The sequence below is a fragment of the Epilithonimonas sp. JDS genome, assembly GCF_021261315.1.
Lineage (GTDB): Bacteria > Bacteroidota > Bacteroidia > Flavobacteriales > Weeksellaceae > Epilithonimonas.
Window position 1 is genome coordinate 1 of the sequence record NZ_JAJSAX010000007.1, and the last position, 19140, is coordinate 19140.

14 protein-coding genes are annotated in these 19140 nt (G+C 37.7%); 11 read left to right on the top strand and 3 right to left on the bottom strand.

Annotation, left to right across the window (positions count from 1 at the left end; translation table 11 throughout):
• Positions 1–270: 270 nt before the first annotated feature.
• Genes LUD75_RS16135 through LUD75_RS16150 form a run of 4 tightly spaced genes read left to right on the top strand, consistent with a single transcriptional unit; the run spans position 271 to position 4326 of the window.
• Positions 271–1767 (top strand): thioredoxin family protein, encoded by a 1497-nt coding sequence (locus tag LUD75_RS16135; protein WP_232706852.1) that lies wholly within the window; start codon positions 271–273, stop codon positions 1765–1767.
• A gap of 3 nt (positions 1768–1770) precedes the next feature.
• The gene (gene rlmD, locus LUD75_RS16140; protein WP_232706853.1) at positions 1771–3177 is read left to right on the top strand and encodes a 23S rRNA (uracil(1939)-C(5))-methyltransferase RlmD; all 1407 of its coding nucleotides are present in this window, start codon (positions 1771–1773) and stop codon (positions 3175–3177) included.
• 41 nt (positions 3178–3218) lie between these two features.
• On the top strand, positions 3219–3692 hold the full coding sequence (locus LUD75_RS16145) for a DUF6452 family protein (RefSeq protein WP_232706854.1): 474 nt from the start codon (positions 3219–3221) through the stop codon (positions 3690–3692).
• Positions 3658–4326, top strand: coding sequence for a DUF6048 family protein (locus LUD75_RS16150; protein WP_232706855.1), 669 nt, complete (start codon positions 3658–3660; stop codon positions 4324–4326). Before LUD75_RS16145 ends, LUD75_RS16150 begins: the two co-directional genes overlap by 35 nt.
• A gap of 276 nt (positions 4327–4602) precedes the next feature.
• Here LUD75_RS16150 and sppA read toward each other — a convergent pair whose 3' ends face one another.
• Positions 4603–6348 carry a signal peptide peptidase SppA gene (gene sppA, locus LUD75_RS16155; RefSeq protein WP_232706856.1) on the bottom strand — a complete coding sequence of 582 codons (1746 nt, stop codon included), beginning with the start codon at positions 6346–6348 and terminating at the stop codon, positions 4603–4605.
• 21 nt (positions 6349–6369) lie between these two features.
• Here sppA and folK point away from each other — a divergent pair, with 21 nt between their 5' ends.
• From folK to LUD75_RS16185, 6 genes are all read left to right on the top strand, one after another.
• Positions 6370–6786 (top strand): 2-amino-4-hydroxy-6-hydroxymethyldihydropteridine diphosphokinase, encoded by a 417-nt coding sequence (gene folK / locus LUD75_RS16160; protein ID WP_232706857.1) that lies wholly within the window; start codon positions 6370–6372, stop codon positions 6784–6786.
• 21 nt (positions 6787–6807) lie between these two features.
• Positions 6808–8238 (top strand): OmpA family protein, encoded by a 1431-nt coding sequence (locus tag LUD75_RS16165; protein ID WP_232706858.1) that lies wholly within the window; start codon positions 6808–6810, stop codon positions 8236–8238.
• A 22-nt stretch (positions 8239–8260) separates the two neighbouring features.
• Complete coding sequence (locus LUD75_RS16170; protein WP_232706859.1) at positions 8261–9703, top strand: OmpA family protein; 1443 nt, start codon at positions 8261–8263, stop codon at positions 9701–9703.
• A gap of 82 nt (positions 9704–9785) precedes the next feature.
• Entirely contained in the window at positions 9786–11687 is a 1902-nt protein-coding gene (locus tag LUD75_RS16175) for an ATP-dependent DNA helicase RecQ (RefSeq protein WP_232706860.1), read from the top strand.
• Between the two features lie 196 nt (positions 11688–11883).
• Entirely contained in the window at positions 11884–12834 is a 951-nt protein-coding gene (gene fmt, locus LUD75_RS16180) for a methionyl-tRNA formyltransferase (protein ID WP_232706861.1), read from the top strand.
• Positions 12835–12955: 121 nt separating this feature from the next.
• Positions 12956–13786 carry an endonuclease/exonuclease/phosphatase family protein gene (locus tag LUD75_RS16185; protein WP_232706862.1) on the top strand — a complete coding sequence of 277 codons (831 nt, stop codon included), beginning with the start codon at positions 12956–12958 and terminating at the stop codon, positions 13784–13786.
• A 32-nt stretch (positions 13787–13818) separates the two neighbouring features.
• Here LUD75_RS16185 and LUD75_RS16190 read toward each other — a convergent pair whose 3' ends face one another.
• Both LUD75_RS16190 and bglX read right to left on the bottom strand, forming a co-directional pair.
• Entirely contained in the window at positions 13819–14565 is a 747-nt protein-coding gene (locus LUD75_RS16190) for a hypothetical protein (protein WP_232706863.1), read from the bottom strand.
• A gap of 23 nt (positions 14566–14588) precedes the next feature.
• Positions 14589–16811 (bottom strand): beta-glucosidase BglX, encoded by a 2223-nt coding sequence (gene bglX, locus LUD75_RS16195; protein WP_232706864.1) that lies wholly within the window; start codon positions 16809–16811, stop codon positions 14589–14591.
• A 393-nt stretch (positions 16812–17204) separates the two neighbouring features.
• Here bglX and LUD75_RS16200 point away from each other — a divergent pair, with 393 nt between their 5' ends.
• Positions 17205–19064, top strand: a complete 1860-nt coding sequence (locus LUD75_RS16200; protein ID WP_232706865.1) for a M1 family metallopeptidase — start codon at positions 17205–17207, stop codon at positions 19062–19064.
• The last annotated feature ends 76 nt before the right edge of the window (positions 19065–19140 follow it).

Here is a 19140-nt window from a genome sequence, read left to right on the forward strand (position 1 = left end):
CTCCTTCATTCTTTATTGAGTGAAGGAGTTTTTTTGTGTATATTCAAAACTAATATGAACTTGTGATATTAATTGATATAAAATTATTTAATAATTAGATTGGAATATCATTTAATCTATAATCTTAGATTTATTGTTTACGATAACATCAACTGATTTCTCAAAATGCCATTAAGGATACTTAAAATCTGTTAATCTTATAATAAAAATGTTGATTTCATTTTTTTTCGAATCTTAATTAGATTATTTTTGCACAAATTAATTTTTAAAATGAAAAAATACTTAGTTCTTCTTTTAATTGCTCTAATGGTAGTTTCTTGCTCCAAGATTAAAGTTGAAGGAAATGTAAAAGGAGGTTCTCCTCTGGAAAGAATAGAATTTATTGAAGCATCTGGTGTAGCCACACTTCCGCTTGTGAACATTGGTCTTGATGAAAAAGGTAATTTCAAAGGCGAATTCAAAGCACCGAAAAATGGAATGTATGCGATGACTTACGCTGGTAAAATGAATTTCATTTATCTAAAAAAAGGTCAGACACTAAACATTTCCGGAGATGCTGCTACTTTTCCTGAGGTTTACAAAATCGAAGGCGATGCCAAAAAGAATAATGACTTCATCACAGCCACTCAAAAATATTTGGAAACTTACAGTTCTAAGTTGAACATGCAAATGCTTCAGAAAAAAGAGCCTGAGTTTTTAGCTGATATTAAAAAAATCCATTCTGATCTTGAAAAAAATCTTGAAGAGAATGCTGATAAATTAGGTGCAGACAGCGAAGTGGTTAAACTTAAAAAAGATGAGCTGACAACTAATATTCTGACATTCTTAGTTCAGTATCAATCGACACACGGCCAGGTGAGCGGCGATCCATCTTTCAAGGTGACAAAGAATTTCACAGATTATGAGAAAACGTTGACTGAGAATAATGACAGAATGGTTGAAAATCTTCCAGTCTACAGAAATTATTTGTTAAACAAAGTAGGCCAGGATTTCCAGACTTATGCGGAAAAACAAACTGATAAAAATACAGCCAGTATGTCGGCGATCTTCGCAAGATTCTTATCTACTCACAAAGATCTGTCTCAGAAAACCAAAGATTATTTGTTGGCTTTTGTAATTGCTAAATTTGATCTTAATCCTTATACTAGCGAAGTGGAAAAAGTTAAAAAAATCAGCGACGAATATATCAAGGATTCTGAAGTGAAGAAAGATCTGAACTCTGCTATCAATGCTGTGTTCGGATTGAAAAAAGGTGAAGAAGCGCCTAAAGTAAGCTTAACAAAATTAGACGGTAAATCTGGAAATCTGGAATTGAACAGCAAACCAACTTTGGTTATGAGTTATGCTTCGTGGAATCCTTACATCGGACAATCTACAATTCCTGTCTTGAAAGAGGTTGTGAACTTTTACAAGTCTAAAGTAAACTTTGCATTCGTAAATCTTGACGATACTAAAGATCAATTCACAAAGACAGCTAACGCATTGTTAAAAGGAATTCCTGGAACTAGTTATTATGCAGATGGCGGATTGCAGTCCGACTACGCAAAGAAATTCTTTATCTACGGATTCAAAATTCCTGGTTTCTTTTTACTTGACAAAGATGGAAAGGTAGCAAGCCAGACTTTTTATAATTTAGGTGATGCTAAGTTTGTAGAAGAAATGAATAAAATTTCAGGTCTTCAGGCACCTACTGTAAATCCACAAGCTCAACTGCAAAACGAATTGTTGCAACAGAATCCAAATGCAGATTCTGCAAAAACAAAATAATAAATGAAACAAAGAAGAAACAAAATTCTTGAAAATATTAAACTCCTTTCCGCAGGTGCGAAAGGAGTTTCTGTTGGTAAGACAGAAGATGGTAAAACGGTCCTTGTAAAAGGTGCCGTTCCCGGAGACCTTGTCAACGTAAGAGTCAAGAAATCAAAAAGCAACTATTTCGAAGGTGAAGCGGTTGAAATCCTGGAATATTCTGAGCATAGAGTTGAGCCAAAATGTATCCACTTCGGAGTTTGTGGCGGCTGCAAATGGCAGAATATCGCTTATGAAAAGCAACTCGATTTCAAACACAGTGAAGTGGTAAACAATATCAGAAGAATTGGCGGTTTCCCGGAATTCGAAGAGATTCCAATTCTAGGTGCGCCAGACCAGTACTTCTATCGGAACAAAATGGAGTTCTCATTTTCCAACGCCCGTTGGCTGACACAGTATGAAATCAGTTCAGAGGAAAACTTTGGTAATAGAGATGCTTTAGGATTTCACATTCCAGGGATGTGGAGCAAAATTCTGGATCTGAAAGAATGTTGGCTTCAGGAAGATCCGTCTAACGCAATCAGATTGGCAGTAAAGAAATATGCTGTCGAAAATGGACTGGAGTTTTACGATGTCAAAGAACAAAAAGGTTTCTTAAGAACTTTGATGCTTCGTCAGAATTCCAAAGATGAATGGATGGTACTTTTCCAATTGTACAGAGAAAATAAAGCGGATAGAAATAAGTTATTTGATTTTCTGTTAAGCCAATTCCCTCAGATTAAGACTTTGGTATTTGCGATCAATTCAAAAGGAAATGACAGTATTTACGATCTTGATATCCAGACTTACTTTGGAGAAGGTTTTATTTATGAAGAAATGGACGGTCTCAAATTTAAGATTGGTCCTAAATCTTTCTTCCAGACCAATTACAAGCAAGCCTTAGAACTATACAGAAAAACATTGGAGTTCGCCGATCTTAAAGGTGATGAAGTGGTTTATGATTTATACACCGGAACTGGTACAATCGCACAATATGTTGCAAGAAATGCAAAACAGGTTATCGGAATTGAATCCGTTCAGGAAGCTATCGACGCAGCCATAGAACATGCGGAACTGAACGGACTTACAAACACTACTTTCTACTGTGGCGATATGAAAAACGTCTTCAATGATGAGTTTCTGGCCAACCATCCGAAAGCAGATGTCTTGATCACGGATCCGCCAAGAGACGGGATGCACCAGAAAGTTGTGGAGCAGATTCTGAAACTGGCGCCGGAAAGGATTGTTTATGTAAGCTGTAATTCTGCAACACAGGCAAGAGATATCGCTTTGATGAAAGAAGATTACGAATTGGTAAAGATCCTTCCGGTTGATATGTTCCCGCAAACGCATCACGTAGAGAACATTGCTTTATTGATAAGAAAATAAGGTTTAATTTAGTTTAATATCTAAAGCCTAATATCTAAAAAATGAAAAACTTATTATGGATTTTCGGAGTGTTGCTGCTTCTCACAAGTTGTGGAAGTGATGATGATATCTGTCTGGGCGAAGAATCTACGCCTAGATTAAAACTCAAATTCAGAAATGCTAGTAACAATTTGTTGACAACCGTAGACACACTCTATGTAGATGTAGATTATGGGAAGACACCGCTTACGAGCATAATTTATTCTGCAAACGTGGATTCTGTGTTTGTGCCTTTGAGAATCGATGAAAGTCCTTATACAGATATTTATTTCAGAACCAGAAGAGGGCAGACAGGCAGCAAGTTGCGAGTTACTTATGATAAAAAATCAATTTATGTTTCGCCGGCTTGCGGTTTCAAAATCAATTATGAAAACCTGGAACCTGAACTCACAGGAACTACTCCCGTACAAGATATTCAAACCAATAACACAACATTGACAGATGAGAACAGCATCAATTTTTATCTGCGCTTTTAGCCTCCTATCGATTTCGCTTTTCTCCCAAACAAAAGTGGAAGAGAAGAAGCAGGATTCTGTCAAATGGAAGTACACGCCCAATTTTACCGTTGGCGTGGATGTTCTTAATCTGGGAAGCAGTTTTTTCAGTGACAGACAGATGATTCAGGGATTTGTTTCCAGCAGAATAAGCAAGAAGGTGCACGCTGTTATAGATCTCGGTTACGATAACAATATCTATCAGAAAAATGGTTACGATGTGAAAGCAGATGGCCTGTTTGCCAAGATTGGCGGATTCTATATGCTGTCTATGGATCCTGAGAATGATCTCAATGGTTTCTACGCCGGGGCAAAACTCGCGGGAAGTTTCTACAATCAGGAGTACAAAGCAGTGCCGGTGAAAGGTCTCAACAGTGACGGCGTTTTCATCGCATTCGATCCTTCCACGCAGAGCAGTTACTGGATTGAGGCTTCGTTGGGAGCAAGAGTCCAGGTTTTCAGCAGCAACTTTTTTATTGATGTCAATGCTCAGCCACGATATTTGGCCTACACTACCAAGCAGGAAGAGATTAAACCGATGATTGTCCCCGGTTTTGGGAAGAGTTCCGGAAGCTTTAATATGGGTTTCAGCTGGAGCATCGCTTATAAGTTTTAAAATTTAGAGTCCGCTGTCTGCGGGCTTTTTTTATGCAATCGATTCAATGAGTATAATTTGGGCAGCTATTCTGCTTTCCACTCCCTCCCGATTTTGCATCGGGATTCGTTCAAGTTGATCCGTAGCAGAGTTTTCTATATGGCTATCAAAAATAATTAAAAGTCAATTATTGATGTTATTAAATCTCCATTTCTATTATCAAGGTTTATAAAACAAAAAGCACAAAACAGATTGCCTGCTTTGTGCTTTTTAAAAATTATACTGTTTAGATTTTTACTAATTCACTTTGATATTGAATGGCATTTCCATCATTACAGAGGCTTTAGCATTAGGATCTGTTACCTGTTGGAAAATCTTGAAATTCTCTTTGCCAATTTTATTTTTAATGACTCTAGTAGAGAAATCCTCATCGGTTTCAGAAGAGAAGATTTGCTCAAATTTTGACATTTTTGCAGGGTAAGTTGATACACCGTAGTCTTTCACCTCAGCTTTTTTTGCAGCGTAATTGATGGCGTCCTGCAAAGTTCCCAGCTCGTCTACCAGTCCGATTTGTTTTGCTCTCACGCCGGACCAGATTCGCCCGCCGCCTACAGCATCGATTTGTTCAAAAGACTGTTTTCTGTTTACTGTTACGAAGTGTACAAAACGCTGATAGGTAGATTCTACACTTCTAGTCATAATTGTCAATGTGCCTGGACTAAGACCATTGATGGCGGAGATCATATTAGAATTGGCATTCGTCGTCACCGCATCGCTTCGTATGCCGTTCTTTGCAGCCAACTCTTTGAAGTAAGGAATTACGCCAAACACCCCGATCGATCCGGTGAGAGTATTCGGTTCGGAGAAAATCTTATCAGCGCCCATTGCGATATAGTAACCTCCCGATGCGGCATAATCTCCGAAAGAAACGATCACCGGTTTTTTGCGTTTCAGCTGCTGCATTTCGAAAAGAATTTCGTCCGATGCATTAGCACTCCCACCAGGCGAATTGATTCGGAACACAACTGCTTTGATATCATCATCTTTCTGAAGCTTTTTGATTTCCTTCACAAAGTTTTCAGAATAAATACCGTCGTAACCTTTTCCATTGTTGATGGATCCGGAAGCGTACAGAACCGCGATTTTACTTTTACCATCCTTAGAATCGATGTCGTTTGCATATTTTGCAAAAGAGATTTTGTTGATCTTTTTGTCAGCGTCGATGTTCAGTTTTTTCTTGATGATATTATCGTACTCACTTTTCTGAATCAGCTGATCCGCCAATTTATATTGTAAACTCAAGTTTGGAAGGTAGCTGTATAGGCTGTCTGTAATGGTTTTCAGTTCTCCGGTAGGGATTTTTCTGGATGCAGCAATCTTACTGGAAGTATTTGCCCAGATATCATTGAGGAGCGTTGAAAGCTGCTCTTTGTTTTCAGGAGAGATCTCATCTTTCAGGAATGGCTCAACCGCCGCTTTGAATTTTCCGTGACGGATCACCTGAATGCCTATTCCATATTTTTCAGCAAAGCTTTTGAAGAAAGTAACTTCGGCAGACAGACCTTTCAGTTCTATGCCGCCGGCTGGATTCAGATAATATTTATCCGCTACAGACCCAAGATAGTAAGCACCTTGAGAAACGGAATTACCGTAAGCGTAAACGAATTTGCCGCTCTTTTTGAAATCAATCAAAGCATTTCTGATATCATCAAGTTGCGTAATGCCAGCATTGATATTATCTGCCTCAATACTTATTCCTTTGATTTTATCATCAGTTTTAGCATTATTAATAGCTTTTAAAACATCATACAATAAAACTGCTTTTTGTTCTTTATTAATAGAGAAAAAATCTTCCTGATCTTCGGAAGGGCTGTCTATTATTTTTGTTTTAAGATCTAAAGTGAGAACAGAATTGGATTTGACATCCGAAGTTTCTGATATAGACGATAAAATAATAAACCCGATAAAAAATGCAAAAAACCCTGCAATCACAATAAAAATTGCAGTTAAATTTGCGAGAACTAGTTTGAAAAAACTTTTCATTATAAAATTAATTTGTTTGATATGTCGTACAATAGTGTGGTTTTGTTACTTGGAAGCAATATAAATAATCCGGAAAATAATATCCAAATTGCTTTGAAGAAAATAGAGAATGAAGTAGGCCCAATATTAAAAAATTCTGAATTAATTACTTCTGAACCCGTAGAGTTTGAAAGTTACAATAATTTTTGTAATATTGCAATTCAATTAAAAACACAATTTTCGCCTATAGCACTGTTAGGCCAACTGAAGAAAATTGAAAGAGAAATGGGTCGCACCAGGGATTCTTCGGATTTTGGAAGTTATCAGGACAGGATTATAGACATAGATATCATATTATATAATAATATAAAGTTTATCTCCAATAAGCTTATTATTCCTCATCAAAAAAATCTTTATGAACGGGATTTTGCCAGAGAAATCATAAATGAAATAAGATAAATTGGTTTAACACAAATGATTATGAAGAAAAAATTATTTTTACTACTAATGCTGCCGGTTCTTGGTTTTGCACAAACCACTGAGACCACTACAAGCAGCGAAACTCCTCAAACACAACCATTCAACAACAAAAGCCGACTTTTTAAAGATTGGTCAATTTCCATTGGCGGAGGTGGTGCTTTTATGACCAATGCGGATCTTACGTCTTTCTATGACGGAGATATCAATTGGGGTTACAATGGCTATATCAGTATAGATAAACAGATCACCCATACTTTTGGGCTCTCTCTTTTGTATACAAGAGGAGAAACCAAACAGAAAGCTTATTTGAACGATGCGGCTGGGGTAGCTCACGGCTATACGAAGTTTAATCAGATTGCATTGCTAGGAGATGTTAATTTCTCTAATATTATGAGAAGGGTGGATAACAAATCTACTTTCAGATGGGCATTGCACGGTTACGCAGGAATTGGCTTTATGGGTTACAAAACTTTCTTACAGGATAACAATACCCTAAGCAAATGGCCACTCTATATCGATCAAAAAATTGGAATCGGTACTTTCAGTTACATTGGAGGTGTTGGTTTGAAATATAATGTTTCCAGATTACTCGATTTAGAATTGCGAACCTTGTACATTGTAAGTGGTGATGAAGAATTTGATGGCGGTGGCTGGACGAGAAATGCAGCTCCAGGATATAACTTAATCAATGATTCATACACTGATAATGCCTGGTTGGTAAATCTTGGTATTTCTTTCAAATTAGGAAAACATCCGGATCATCTTCGTTGGGTAGATCCGTTGCAGAAAGCTTATAATAATACTGCCGCATTAGAAGAGAAATTTGCAGACTTCAAAGTTTGTGAAAAAGGAGATCTTGATAATGATGGCGTTTGTGACGATTGGGACAGACAACTTGATACACCGGCTGGTGCGAGAGTAGATGGAGCTGGTGTTGCACTGGATCTAGATATGGATGGTGTAATTGATCTTAATGACAAATGTGTAACTGTTCCCGGACCTATTGCAAATAATGGCTGTCCGACGGAAAAAGCAGCTAGCCCACTTCCAACAAAGCAAATTGCTGTTGACGAAATCAATAAGTATTTCAATGGAATAGAATTTGAATTGAGCAAAGATGTCATCAGACCAAAATCTTACCAGGATCTGAACAAAGCTGCTGATATTATCAAAAGCTTAGGCGGAGGTGAAAGTTTTATTGTAGTTGGTGCTACAGACAGCAGAGGTTCTGCAGAATTTAATAAAAAATTATCGCAAGCCAGAGCTAATGCAGTTCTTGCTTACTTAGTAAATAAAGGTGTATCTTCATCCGTTCTAACTGCAGAAGGCAGAGGAAAAGATGATTTGAAATATACAGAATGCGATCCGGCAACAAAATGCCCGGAGTGGAAGAATGAAGCGAACAGAAGAGTATATTTCATCGCAAAATAATTAATAAAAAAAACATTCAAATATGAAACAAAATTTATTATCATTATTAGCAGTAGGTTTATTGCTACCTATGAGCTTAGCAGGACAGGAGAAATCTACGGATGCCAACTCCGGGTCTCAAAATGTTTCCCCATTTACACAATCTTCAAAAAGATTTAATGACTGGTCTGTATCCATTGGTGCAGGTGTACCTTTGATTCAGTCTGCTGATATGACATCCATTAAAAATGGTAACGGAAAAAACCTTTTTGGTTATTCTGCTTATATTAGTGTTGATAAGGCAATCACGCACGCTTTCGGACTTAATCTACAGTACGATAGAGGCGAAACAAGACAAGGGCAGGCAAATACTAAAGATCATGTGGTGATCACGGGAAATCATCCTGCTGGTAGAACACAATATAATGCGATTTCAATTTTAGGGGATCTTAATTTCTCTAATCTTCTTAGAAGAGTAGACAACAAATCTCCTTTCAGATGGGCTCTACACGGATACGCTGGTATCGGAACATTAGCTTACAAATCTTACAGACAAGATCCAGGTCCGGTTTACAACAGCCAGGTTCTTAACAATGAGATCAAACCATTTAAATTGAACTCTCTTTTCGGACAGGCTGGAGCAGGTCTTAAATTTAAGGTTAACAATAGAATTGATTTAGAGGGTAGAGTAATGTACGTTGTAACTGGCGATGATGAATTCGACGGTGCAGGCGTTGGACAGACAGGTTATAACCTGACTGAAGATCAAATCTCAGACAACTTCTTCAATACAACTTTAGGTCTTACTTTCAAACTTGGTAAGCACGAGTCTCACTTGATGTGGCACGATCCATTGCAGGAAATCTATTACAAATTGGATGTTCTTAATGACAAAACTCAGGATCTTGAAGTTTGTAAAAAAGGAGATGTTGATAATGACGGCGTTTGCGACGATTGGGACAGACAGCTTGATACGCCGGCAGGAGCCAGAGTTGATGGTGCTGGTGTAGCTTTGGATGTTGATTTGGACGGCGTGATCGATCTTTATGACAAATGTGTAACAGTTCCAGGACCGGTAGAAAACAATGGTTGTCCTTTGACAATGAACAATTCTTCGACTGGTGTTGTAACAGATGATTCCACAATTATGAAAGGAATCGAGTTTGATCTTAATTCTGATAGAATTTTGCCTTCAAATACACCAATTTTGAACAATGCAATTAATTATATCAATTCTTCTAACAACAATTTCAAAGTAATCGGAGGAACTGATACAAGAGGAACTGAACAATATAACCAAGGTCTTTCTGAAAGAAGAGCGAATAATGTGAAAAGTTATTTGATCCAAAACGGAGCAGATAAAGCTAAATTGGAAGCACTTGGAAAAGGAGAAACAAATCTTCTTTACCCAGAATGTGAACCAGCTGAGAAATGTCCAGAATGGAAAAACAGAGCTAACAGAAGAGTATATTTTGAAGCTAAATAAAATATATTTTTAAATAAACAAAAACCGTTTCGTTTTATTACGAGACGGTTTTTTTATTTTAAAGAATTGATTAAATTTACAAATGCTTTCTTCTAAAGAATCACAAAATATTTTAATTCATCAAACGCTCAAACAATTTTGGGGGTACGATGAGTTTCGGTCTTCTCAGGAACAAATAATCCTATCCATCATCAATGGTAAAGATACTTTGGCTTTGTTGCCAACAGGCGGTGGCAAATCGCTTTGTTACCAATTGCCAGCGATAATTCTCGAAGGAACTTGTCTTGTGATTTCGCCTTTGTTAGCTTTGATGAGAGACCAACTGCAATCATTAAAAGCCTTAGGAATCGAAGCCGAATTGCTAAGTTCCGACTTAGATGAATTCGAAGAAGAAACCGTTTATAATCGATGTAAGGAAGGTTTGACCAAAGTTCTTTTCGTCTCACCAGAGAGATTGCAAAATCAATTATTTTTAAGGAATATCCAGGAAATTCATATCTCGTTTATCGCGGTGGATGAGGCGCATTGTATTTCCGAATGGGGACAGGATTTCCGCCCGAGTTATCAGAATATCAAAAAGTTCCGTCAGAATTTTAAGAATGTACCTTGCTTGGCATTGACGGCTACTGCGACAAACCAAGTTGTTGACGAGATTTCAATCAAGTTGGGACTTCACCAACCTCAGGTTTTTAAACAAAGTTTCAGAAGAGAAAATCTCAACATTATCGTTGGAAATACGGCCGATAAGTACAATAGAATTTTAGAATTCCTCAGACAAAATCCATCTTCCGGAATTATTTATACCAGAACAAGAAAAGAAGCGGAAGAACTCACGCATTATCTCAAAAATAACAGATTCCAAAATGTGGATTTTTTCCACGCCGGGATGACTGCTCGTGACAGAGAGAATCTACAGAAAAAATGGATTACCAGCCAGTTCCACGTTTTGGTTTCAACCAACGCTTTCGGAATGGGAATAGATAAAGATAATGTCCGATTCGTGATTCACTTTTCGCCGTCCTCAACTTTGGAAAATTACTATCAGGAAATAGGAAGAGCCGGACGAAATGGTCAAGAAGCAATTGTTCTCTTACTTTGGAATGAGCAGGAATTGAAGAACATCGATGATATTTTCAAAAACCAAATCCCCAACAAAACCGAGTACGAGAAAATTCTGATGTATCTGTATTCCATTTTTCAGATTGCAGATTCGGATTTGCCGGAACGGACTTTCCAGTTGGACATCAACAGAATCAAAAATCTAAGCAAATGCTCCAATGCAAAAATCAAAAATATTCTGACGTTTCTGAACAATCAGGAATTGATTTATTATAAAAATTCAATCTCATCGTCCACGCTTCAAAGTTTTATTAACTCCGAGGATTTAGAACAATTGGCGCCGTCAGATGCATATTTTATGGAGTTATTGTTCAGAAATCTTCCAGGTTTGGCCATTCAAAAAGTCCATTTCAGCGATTTGGCATTTTGCAAAAAGAATGGATTTGATATCTTGAGTTTCAAAGAAAGACTGAAGCAAATGCAGAAAGCCGGACATTTGGAATATCTCGACGGCAGTCAACATTCTATCAAGTTTCTGAAACCTCGGAACGACCGACATCTTTCGGGCGAATATTGGTCGCTTTTCAATCAGATTCAGAAAAATAAATTAAAGAAATGGGAGGAAAATAAATTCTTCATCAAAGACACAGACTTCTGCAAAGTGAAATTGATTCTCAGTTATTTCGGAGAACGCGATGCCGATAATTGTGGCAAATGTTCTGTCTGCAGAAAGAAAACAAATACGAAGAGAACTTTGTCAACAGAGATTTTTGAACAACTTGCCAAGCGACCGATGGCTTTGGAAGAGGTGGCTGCCAATCTCAATTTTCACTCCAAAGAATCCATTTCCGACACGTTAATCTTTCTTTTGGACATCGGCAAAGTCAAAATGCTGAATTACAAAACCTATATGTTAAACCAATAAAATTATTTGAATAAGTCGAACCACTTTGTTAGATTTGGGCAGCTTTATCCGCCTTCCACTCCCAATCTTTTTTGCAGACGATTTCCATCTAAATAGAACTTAAGATTACGCAAAAAAGGATTTCCGTTCAAGTCGGGCTGCGAGTGATTCGAATTAAAAAATCAATTATCAACTATCATTTATCAATTATAAATCAATGACGAAATCCCTCAATGTCGTTTTTTTCGGAACTCCCGATTTTGCCAAAGCTTCTCTGGAAGCCATCTTCAAATCTCATCATAAAGTAGTTGGCGTTGTAACTGCTGCCGACAAAGCAAGCGGACGAGGAATGAAACTCACGCCTTCACCAGTCAAAGTTTTTGCAGAAGAAAATGGGCTCCATCTTTTTCAACCCGAAAAACTGAGAAACCCAGAATTTTTAGAGGCCATTCAAAAGCTGAATGCCGATGTTTTTGTCGTGGTAGCTTTCAGGATGATGCCTCAGGTCTTGTTTTCGATTCCGAGGTTGGGAACTTTCAATCTCCACGCTTCATTGTTGCCGGATTATCGCGGCGCCGCACCAATCAATTACGCGGTTATCAATGGCGAAACCAAAACTGGCGTGACGACATTTTTCATCAATGAAAAAATTGACGAAGGAAGCATTCTTCTTCAAGCTGAGACCGACGTTTTACCAGAAGACAATGCTGGAACTTTGCACGATAAGTTGATGAACATCGGCTCGGAATTAATCATCAAAACTTTGGATGGTTTGGCGGATAATTCAATCGAAGAAAAACCTCAACCTGAAAAAGAAAATCCAAAAACTGCCTATAAAATATTCAAAGAAAATCTAAAAATCGATTGGAATCGAAGTGCTGAAACCGTTCATAATTTTGTGAGAGGAATGTCGCCTTATCCAACGGCTTTCACGATTCTGAAAGTTGGAGACGAAGAAAAATCTTTGAAAATCTTCAAAGGAAAATTCGTAATTGAATCCCATTCCCGTGAAGCTGGCAATTTTGATATTTCCAAAACGGAGTTCAAATTTTATACAAAAGACGGAATCTATTATCCAGAAGATGTTCAAATCCAAGGTAAGAAAAGATTGCCAGTCAAAGATTTTTTGAACGGAATCCAGAATTTTGAAGATTATAAGAAGTCTTAGATTGATAGAATATAGACGATAGATAATAGACTAATTATGGTTTTATCAATAGGATTGGGCTTTAGCCCATTTTAGAAATTAAATTCATTGGAGGCTTTAGCCGAAACTTAATATTTTAAAAATGAAAAAACTTTTTCTTGGTTTGTTGTTCGCTTCCAATCTCTTCTTTTCTCAGGATTTGAAAGTGATGACCTACAATATCCGATTGTCATTGGAAAGTGATAAAGAAAACGCTTGGGACAAAAGAAAGGACGATGCTTTGGCGCTGATGAGCTATTATCATCCGGATTATTTCGGCGTGCAGGAAGCCGTTCCTCAGCAGATGATTGATATCAAAACCAATTTGAAAGATTACGATTATGTGGGCGTTGGAAGAGACGATGGCAAAAACCAAGGCGAATATTCAGCGATTTTCTACGACAAGAATAAATTAGAAGTTCTGAAATCAGGAACATTCTGGCTCAGCGAAACGCCAGAAAAACCATCGAAAGGTTGGGATGCGGCTTACAACAGAGTTTGTACTTATGCGTTTTTCAAAATAAAGAAAAGTGGGAAAAAGTTTTTGGCTATGAATCTCCATTTTGACCACGTTGGCGATGTGGCGAGAGTCAATTCTTCCAAACTAATCCTTGAAAAAATCAAAGAACTGAATCCACAAAATCTGCCTTTGACCTTGACAGGCGATTTCAATTTGACGGATGACACAGAACCAATTAAAATTATTTCTCAATCTTTGGACAATGTCTATTACCATTCGAAAAAACCGCATTATGGACCAAAAGGAACATTCACGGCTTTTGATGTGAACACGATTCCGAAAGAAAGAATCGACTATATTTTTGTAAAAGGATTTGAAGTCCAGTCGAACCGAACAATCAATGACAGACGGGAAAATCTTCTTTATCCATCAGACCATTTTCCGATTTTGGCGGAGATTAGTTTTAAGAAATAATTTGAATACTATCATCAACAAAAAAACTTCCTTTAATGGGAAGTTTTTTTGTTTTTGTTTAAGATTTCTAAAAATAGTTTTGCTTTGTATTTTATTTCTTCAATAACAGCAGCATTCTTATTACTTTCTTTAATCATCCAATATTTATTTTCATTCCATTTAAAGTTCCTTTCCATTCCTGAACCTTCTTGTGTTATAAATCCCCAAAACCACAAATCATCCCATACCTCTATTTCAATTCCTTTGTAATATTTTTCGAGTATTGAATTAATCTGTTTAAAATTCCAATTTTTATTTTCTAACTGAGAAAAAACAGCTATGATTACAGCATCAACAGGTAAATAAAATTTGTCAGACTCAGATAAGTTTGCTGGAACATCATTCCAAATTTTTAAGTTTTCGTGATATTCATCATTATGCAAATGATAGATTGTTTTAGTAAATAAAGCGGCTGTTTTATTTCCCCAACCATTTTGATTATTCATTCCTTCATATAAACTATGGAAATTAACTTCCTTATTGGGATTTATGCGGTTCACAAAATCTTTAAATGAATTTAAATGTTTTGATTCTTCAAAAATGAACTTGTAGAAAGATGCTAAATTGTCAATTTTTGGTTGACTTTGTGTTGAAGCAATGTTGTATAGAATTGATATTATTTTTTCTTCTTTAGTATTATGGGAAATAACAATACTAGAATAAAATTTAGATTGTAATTCCTTATTGTACTTTCTATTTTCTTTTAAAAAATTAAAAATTTCATCAAGCTTTTCTTTCATCGAAATATTTCTATTAAACAAAGTTACTTATTCCAAACAATCTTCTTCACCATCACTTCACTGGAATTAGTCCCGACCATTATTTCAAATTCGCCAGCTTCCCAATCGTAATTCAAAGCGTCATCGTAGAATTTCAAATCTTCATGAGTCAATTTAAAAGTAACAATTCTGTTTTCGCTTTTCTTCAAAAATATTTTCTGGAAACCTTTCAATTCTTTGATTGGGCGAACCACTTTCCCGAAAAGGTCGCGGATGTAAAGCTGAACCACTTCCTCACCATCAAATTTCCCCGTATTGGCAACATTCACATTGATGGTCAAAGTTTGATTGCCTTTCAGATTTTCAGAACTCAAATTGAGGTTAGAATATTTGAAATCTGTGTAACTCAATCCAAATCCAAACGGAAATTTCGGGTCGTTGTCCAAATCGATGTAAGCGGAAACGTAATTTCTGTCTGTGGATTTTCCCGCTGGTCTTCCGGTGTTGTAATGGTTGTAATAGATTGGGATTTGACCTTCTGTTCTTGGGAATGTCATTGGCAGTTTACCACCAGGATTCACATTTCCGAAGAGGACATCGGCGATAGAATTTCCTGCCTCCGTTCCCAGCCACCAGCTATAAACAATGGTCGAAATATTATCAACCGCCCAATCAAAAACCAAAGGTCTTCCGGCGTTTATCATCAGAATAATTGGTTTTCCTGTTTTGGCAATTTCTTTCAATAATTCTTCCTGAACACCGGAGAAATGTAGGTTGCTTCGGCTTTTCGCTTCACCACTCATTGCGTGTCCTTCGCCCAAAGTCATTATCACAACGTCTGCTTTTTTCGCCGTTTCAATAGCCTCTGCAAACATCGATTTGTCGTCGTCTTTTTCATTGCAGCCTTTCGCATAAAGCAAAGTTGAGTTTTTGTCTAATTGATTTTTGATGCCGTCAAATTGAGTGACGATTCTCTGCGCATCATCTTTGAAAGGAACCGACCAGAATCCGTGCATCGCGACTGCTTCTTTTCCGAATGGTCCAATCAAGGCAACAGTTTTGGTTGATTTTGAAAGTGGAAGGATTTTCTTTCCGTTTTTCAAAAGAACTACACTTTTTGCCCCGAATTCTCTTCCGAATTTTCTGTGTTCAAGATTATTGGTTTGTTGTTTTTGTCTTTCGGTATTGGAGAATTTATACGGGTCGTCAAACAATCCCAATTCGAATTTCTTGATTAAGATTCTTCTCACAGCATCGTCCACAAATTTGATATCCACTTTTCCTTCTTTTACCAATTTCGGAAGTTGTTCCATATAGATTCTGCTTTCCATATCCATATCGGAACCTGCGAGGATGGCTTTTTCTCCGGCTTCGGCGTTGTCTTTTGCATAGCCGTGTTTTATCATTTCGCCAATGCTTCCCCAGTCAGAAACCACAAAACCTTGGAATTTCCATTGGTCTTTTAGTAAATCTCTCAGGATATATTTATTCGCGGTTGCGGGAATTCCATTGATGTCGTTGAAGGAATTCATAAATGTGGCGACTCCAGCTTCCGAAGCTGCTTTGAAAGGTGGAAGATAAGTCTCGTGAAGTTGACGAAGACTCATATCAACCGAGTTGTAATCTCGTCCGCCAACTGCTGCACCGTAAGCGGCAAAGTGTTTCGCACACGCCATTATCGCATCGATGTTGCCTAAGCCTTTGCCTTGGAAACCTTTGATTCTTGCCAATCCGATTTTGGTTCCGAGATAAGTATCTTCTCCGGAACCTTCCATTACGCGTCCCCATCTTGGGTCTCTTGCGATGTCCACCATTGGCGCGAATGTCCAGTGAACACCGAATGCCGAAGCTTCTATTGCAGCGATTCTTTCGGATTTTTCTATCATTTCCAAGTCCCAGCTGGCGGCCTGACTAAGGTTAATCGGAAAAGTCGTTCTGAATCCGTGAATCACATCTTGTCCGAATATCAACGGGATTTTCAGTCGAGACTCTAAGGCTAATTTTTGGAAGGCTTTGGTTTCTTCTGCGCCAGTTACGTTGAGCATAGAGCCGACTTTTCCACTTTTTATTTCGTCCAAGACTTTTTTGGAATTGGAGTTTTGTGGTCCTGTGGCGTATTCGAAGCCGCTGTATTGGACGAGTTGTCCGGCTTTTTCTTCCAGGGTCATTTTGGAAAGGAGTTCGGTGACTTTTTGGTCGATGCTTTTTTGTGCGGAGATGCTGATTCCGAAGATTAATAATAGGAATGAAAGGCTGTATTTTTTCATTGTAATGTTGTTGTCTCTTTTTGAGAAATTGATTGAGGTAAATGTAATTATTATAAACCACCCCGTCAAAAATTTTTCAAATTTTTGAATCCCTTCCAGTGGAGGGGAATTTAGAGATGTGTTTTTTGTGTTTGGAGTTCGCAAATTGGGTTTTTATGACGACTGTTGTTTTTATGTAGAATCCGCAGCCCGACTTGAGTGGAGCTCTTTTTGTCATTGCGATTGTAAAAAATTTCTATTGAAAAATCAGCGTCGCTCGCAATGGCAAAAAAGCGGGAACGGAAGGCGGATAAAGCTGCCCAAATAATAATTCAAATTCTATGATATTGGATAAATGATGCCCAGCGAGGGAATTGGTTTTAATTCTTTATTTTTGAGTTTTAAATTTTGGAAATGAAAAAATTATTATTGGGATTGATGCTGATGGGAACGGCGATTTCTGCGCAGGAACTGTATATGCCGAGGAATATCAAGAATGCTTATGCGAAAGGGACTCGCGATGTTTCCGGGAAGCCGGGGAAAAATTACTGGCAGAACAAAGGCGTTTATGATGTGAATGTGAAAGTGGATGCGAAAACGAAAATAGTTTCGGGTTCCGAGACGATTCAATATTCCAATAATAGTCCGGATGAGTTGAAGATTTTGGCGATTCGGTTTGTGAATAATATGACTAAACCGCAGTCTCCGAGAGCTGGATATGCTTCGAAGGAATCTTTGACAGATGGTTTGAAAATCAAATCATTCTCCATCAATGGTGAAAAATACAATATTAACAGCGACGATTGGGGAACTGTGGAAGCGGTGAAACTCACGAAAGCGATTGCCTCAAAATCGAAAACGGAAATCAAAATCGATTGGGAATATCCATTGGCAAAGGAAAGTGGGAGAGAAGGGCAGATAGACCCGGAGACTTTTTATGTGGCGTATTCTTTCCCGAGAGTTTCCGTTTATGATGATTACAACGGTTGGGATATGTTGGCGCACAACGGCAGACAGGAGTTTTATAATGACTTCAATGATTATTCTTTTGCGATTTCTGCACCTAAGAATTTTGTGGTCTGGTCAACGGGCGATTTTCTGAATCCTGAAGAAGTGCTGAATCCTGAATATCTAAAACGTTTCAAAGAATCTTTGAAATCAGATAAAATCATCCACGTTGCCAATGAATCTGAAATGAAAGCGGGAAAAGTGACGAAGCAGAATGAGTGGAATGTCTGGAAATTTAAGGCGAATGATATTGTGGATTTTTGTTTTGCATTGAGCAATCATTACGTTTGGGATGCTTCGAGTGTTCAGCTGAAAACTAAGAGAGCGAGCGTGCAATCCGCTTATAAAGTTGGGGCGAAAGATTTCGAGAAATATACAGAATGGATGCGCTATAATTTGAAATGGTTTACGGACAATTGGCCCGGCGTGGAATATCCGTTCCCTGCGATGACGGCCGTGCAAGGTTACGCCGATATGGAATATCCAATGATGATAAACGACACGAGCATTCCGGACGATTTGCAAGATGCGAGATTGACGGCGGACCACGAGATTGCGCACACTTATTTCCCTTTCTATATGGGAATCAATGAAACCAGATATGCGTTTATGGACGAAGGTTGGGCGACGATGCTGGAATATTTGATTGGGATTTCTGAAAATGGGCAAGAATCTGCGGACAAATTTATGAAGAACTTCCGTGTAAAACGTTGGATTAATGATGCTTCTACGGAGCAAGACCAACCGATTATCACTATGAGTTCTCAGCTTTCGGGCGCTGGATATGGGAACAATGCTTATGTGAAATCAGCGTTGTCGTATTTGGCTTTGAAGGATTATTTGGGTGATGATTTGTTTAAGAAAGCTTTGCATCATTATATGGACAATTGGAATGGGAAGCATCCGATTCCGTGGGACTATTTCAATTCGATGAATGCTGGTTCGGGGAAAAATTTGAATTGGTTTTTCAACAATTGGTTTTACACGAACAATTATATTGATTTGAAGATTGCGTCTGTGACTCAGCAGGACAAACAATTAGTTTTAACGGTAGAGAATGTTGGTGGATTTGCGGTTCCGTTTGATGTGGTTCTGACCTATGAAGATGGAACGACGGAAAAAGGACATTTCACGCCGGCCGTTTGGGAGAAAGACCAGAAGTTAACGAATCTGAATATTCCGGTTAAGAAGAAAATCAAATCCATCAATCTGGATGGCGGGATTTTCATGGATTACACACCGGGAAATAATTTGAAAGAACTTTAATTTTATATTAATTAAAAATGAGTTATACAAAAAAATTATTTGTAAAATATTATATTTGAGGAAATAACTTATTTTT

Excerpts from the sequence above, each read along its gene's own strand:
- LUD75_RS16135 (WP_232706852.1), top strand. The coding sequence starts at position 271 with ATGAAAAAATACTTAGTTCTTCTTTTAATTGCTCTAATGGTAGTTTCT.
- rlmD (WP_232706853.1), top strand. The coding sequence starts at position 1,771 with ATGAAACAAAGAAGAAACAAAATTCTTGAAAATATTAAACTCCTTTCC.
- LUD75_RS16145 (WP_232706854.1), top strand. The coding sequence starts at position 3,219 with ATGAAAAACTTATTATGGATTTTCGGAGTGTTGCTGCTTCTCACAAGT.
- LUD75_RS16150 (WP_232706855.1), top strand. The coding sequence starts at position 3,658 with ATGAGAACAGCATCAATTTTTATCTGCGCTTTTAGCCTCCTATCGATT.
- sppA (WP_232706856.1), bottom strand. The coding sequence starts at position 6,348 with ATGAAAAGTTTTTTCAAACTAGTTCTCGCAAATTTAACTGCAATTTTT.
- folK (WP_232706857.1), top strand. The coding sequence starts at position 6,370 with ATGTCGTACAATAGTGTGGTTTTGTTACTTGGAAGCAATATAAATAAT.
- LUD75_RS16165 (WP_232706858.1), top strand. The coding sequence starts at position 6,808 with ATGAAGAAAAAATTATTTTTACTACTAATGCTGCCGGTTCTTGGTTTT.
- LUD75_RS16170 (WP_232706859.1), top strand. The coding sequence starts at position 8,261 with ATGAAACAAAATTTATTATCATTATTAGCAGTAGGTTTATTGCTACCT.
- LUD75_RS16175 (WP_232706860.1), top strand. The coding sequence starts at position 9,786 with ATGCTTTCTTCTAAAGAATCACAAAATATTTTAATTCATCAAACGCTC.
- fmt (WP_232706861.1), top strand. The coding sequence starts at position 11,884 with ATGACGAAATCCCTCAATGTCGTTTTTTTCGGAACTCCCGATTTTGCC.
- LUD75_RS16185 (WP_232706862.1), top strand. The coding sequence starts at position 12,956 with ATGAAAAAACTTTTTCTTGGTTTGTTGTTCGCTTCCAATCTCTTCTTT.
- LUD75_RS16190 (WP_232706863.1), bottom strand. The coding sequence starts at position 14,565 with ATGAAAGAAAAGCTTGATGAAATTTTTAATTTTTTAAAAGAAAATAGA.
- bglX (WP_232706864.1), bottom strand. The coding sequence starts at position 16,811 with ATGAAAAAATACAGCCTTTCATTCCTATTATTAATCTTCGGAATCAGC.
- LUD75_RS16200 (WP_232706865.1), top strand. The coding sequence starts at position 17,205 with ATGAAAAAATTATTATTGGGATTGATGCTGATGGGAACGGCGATTTCT.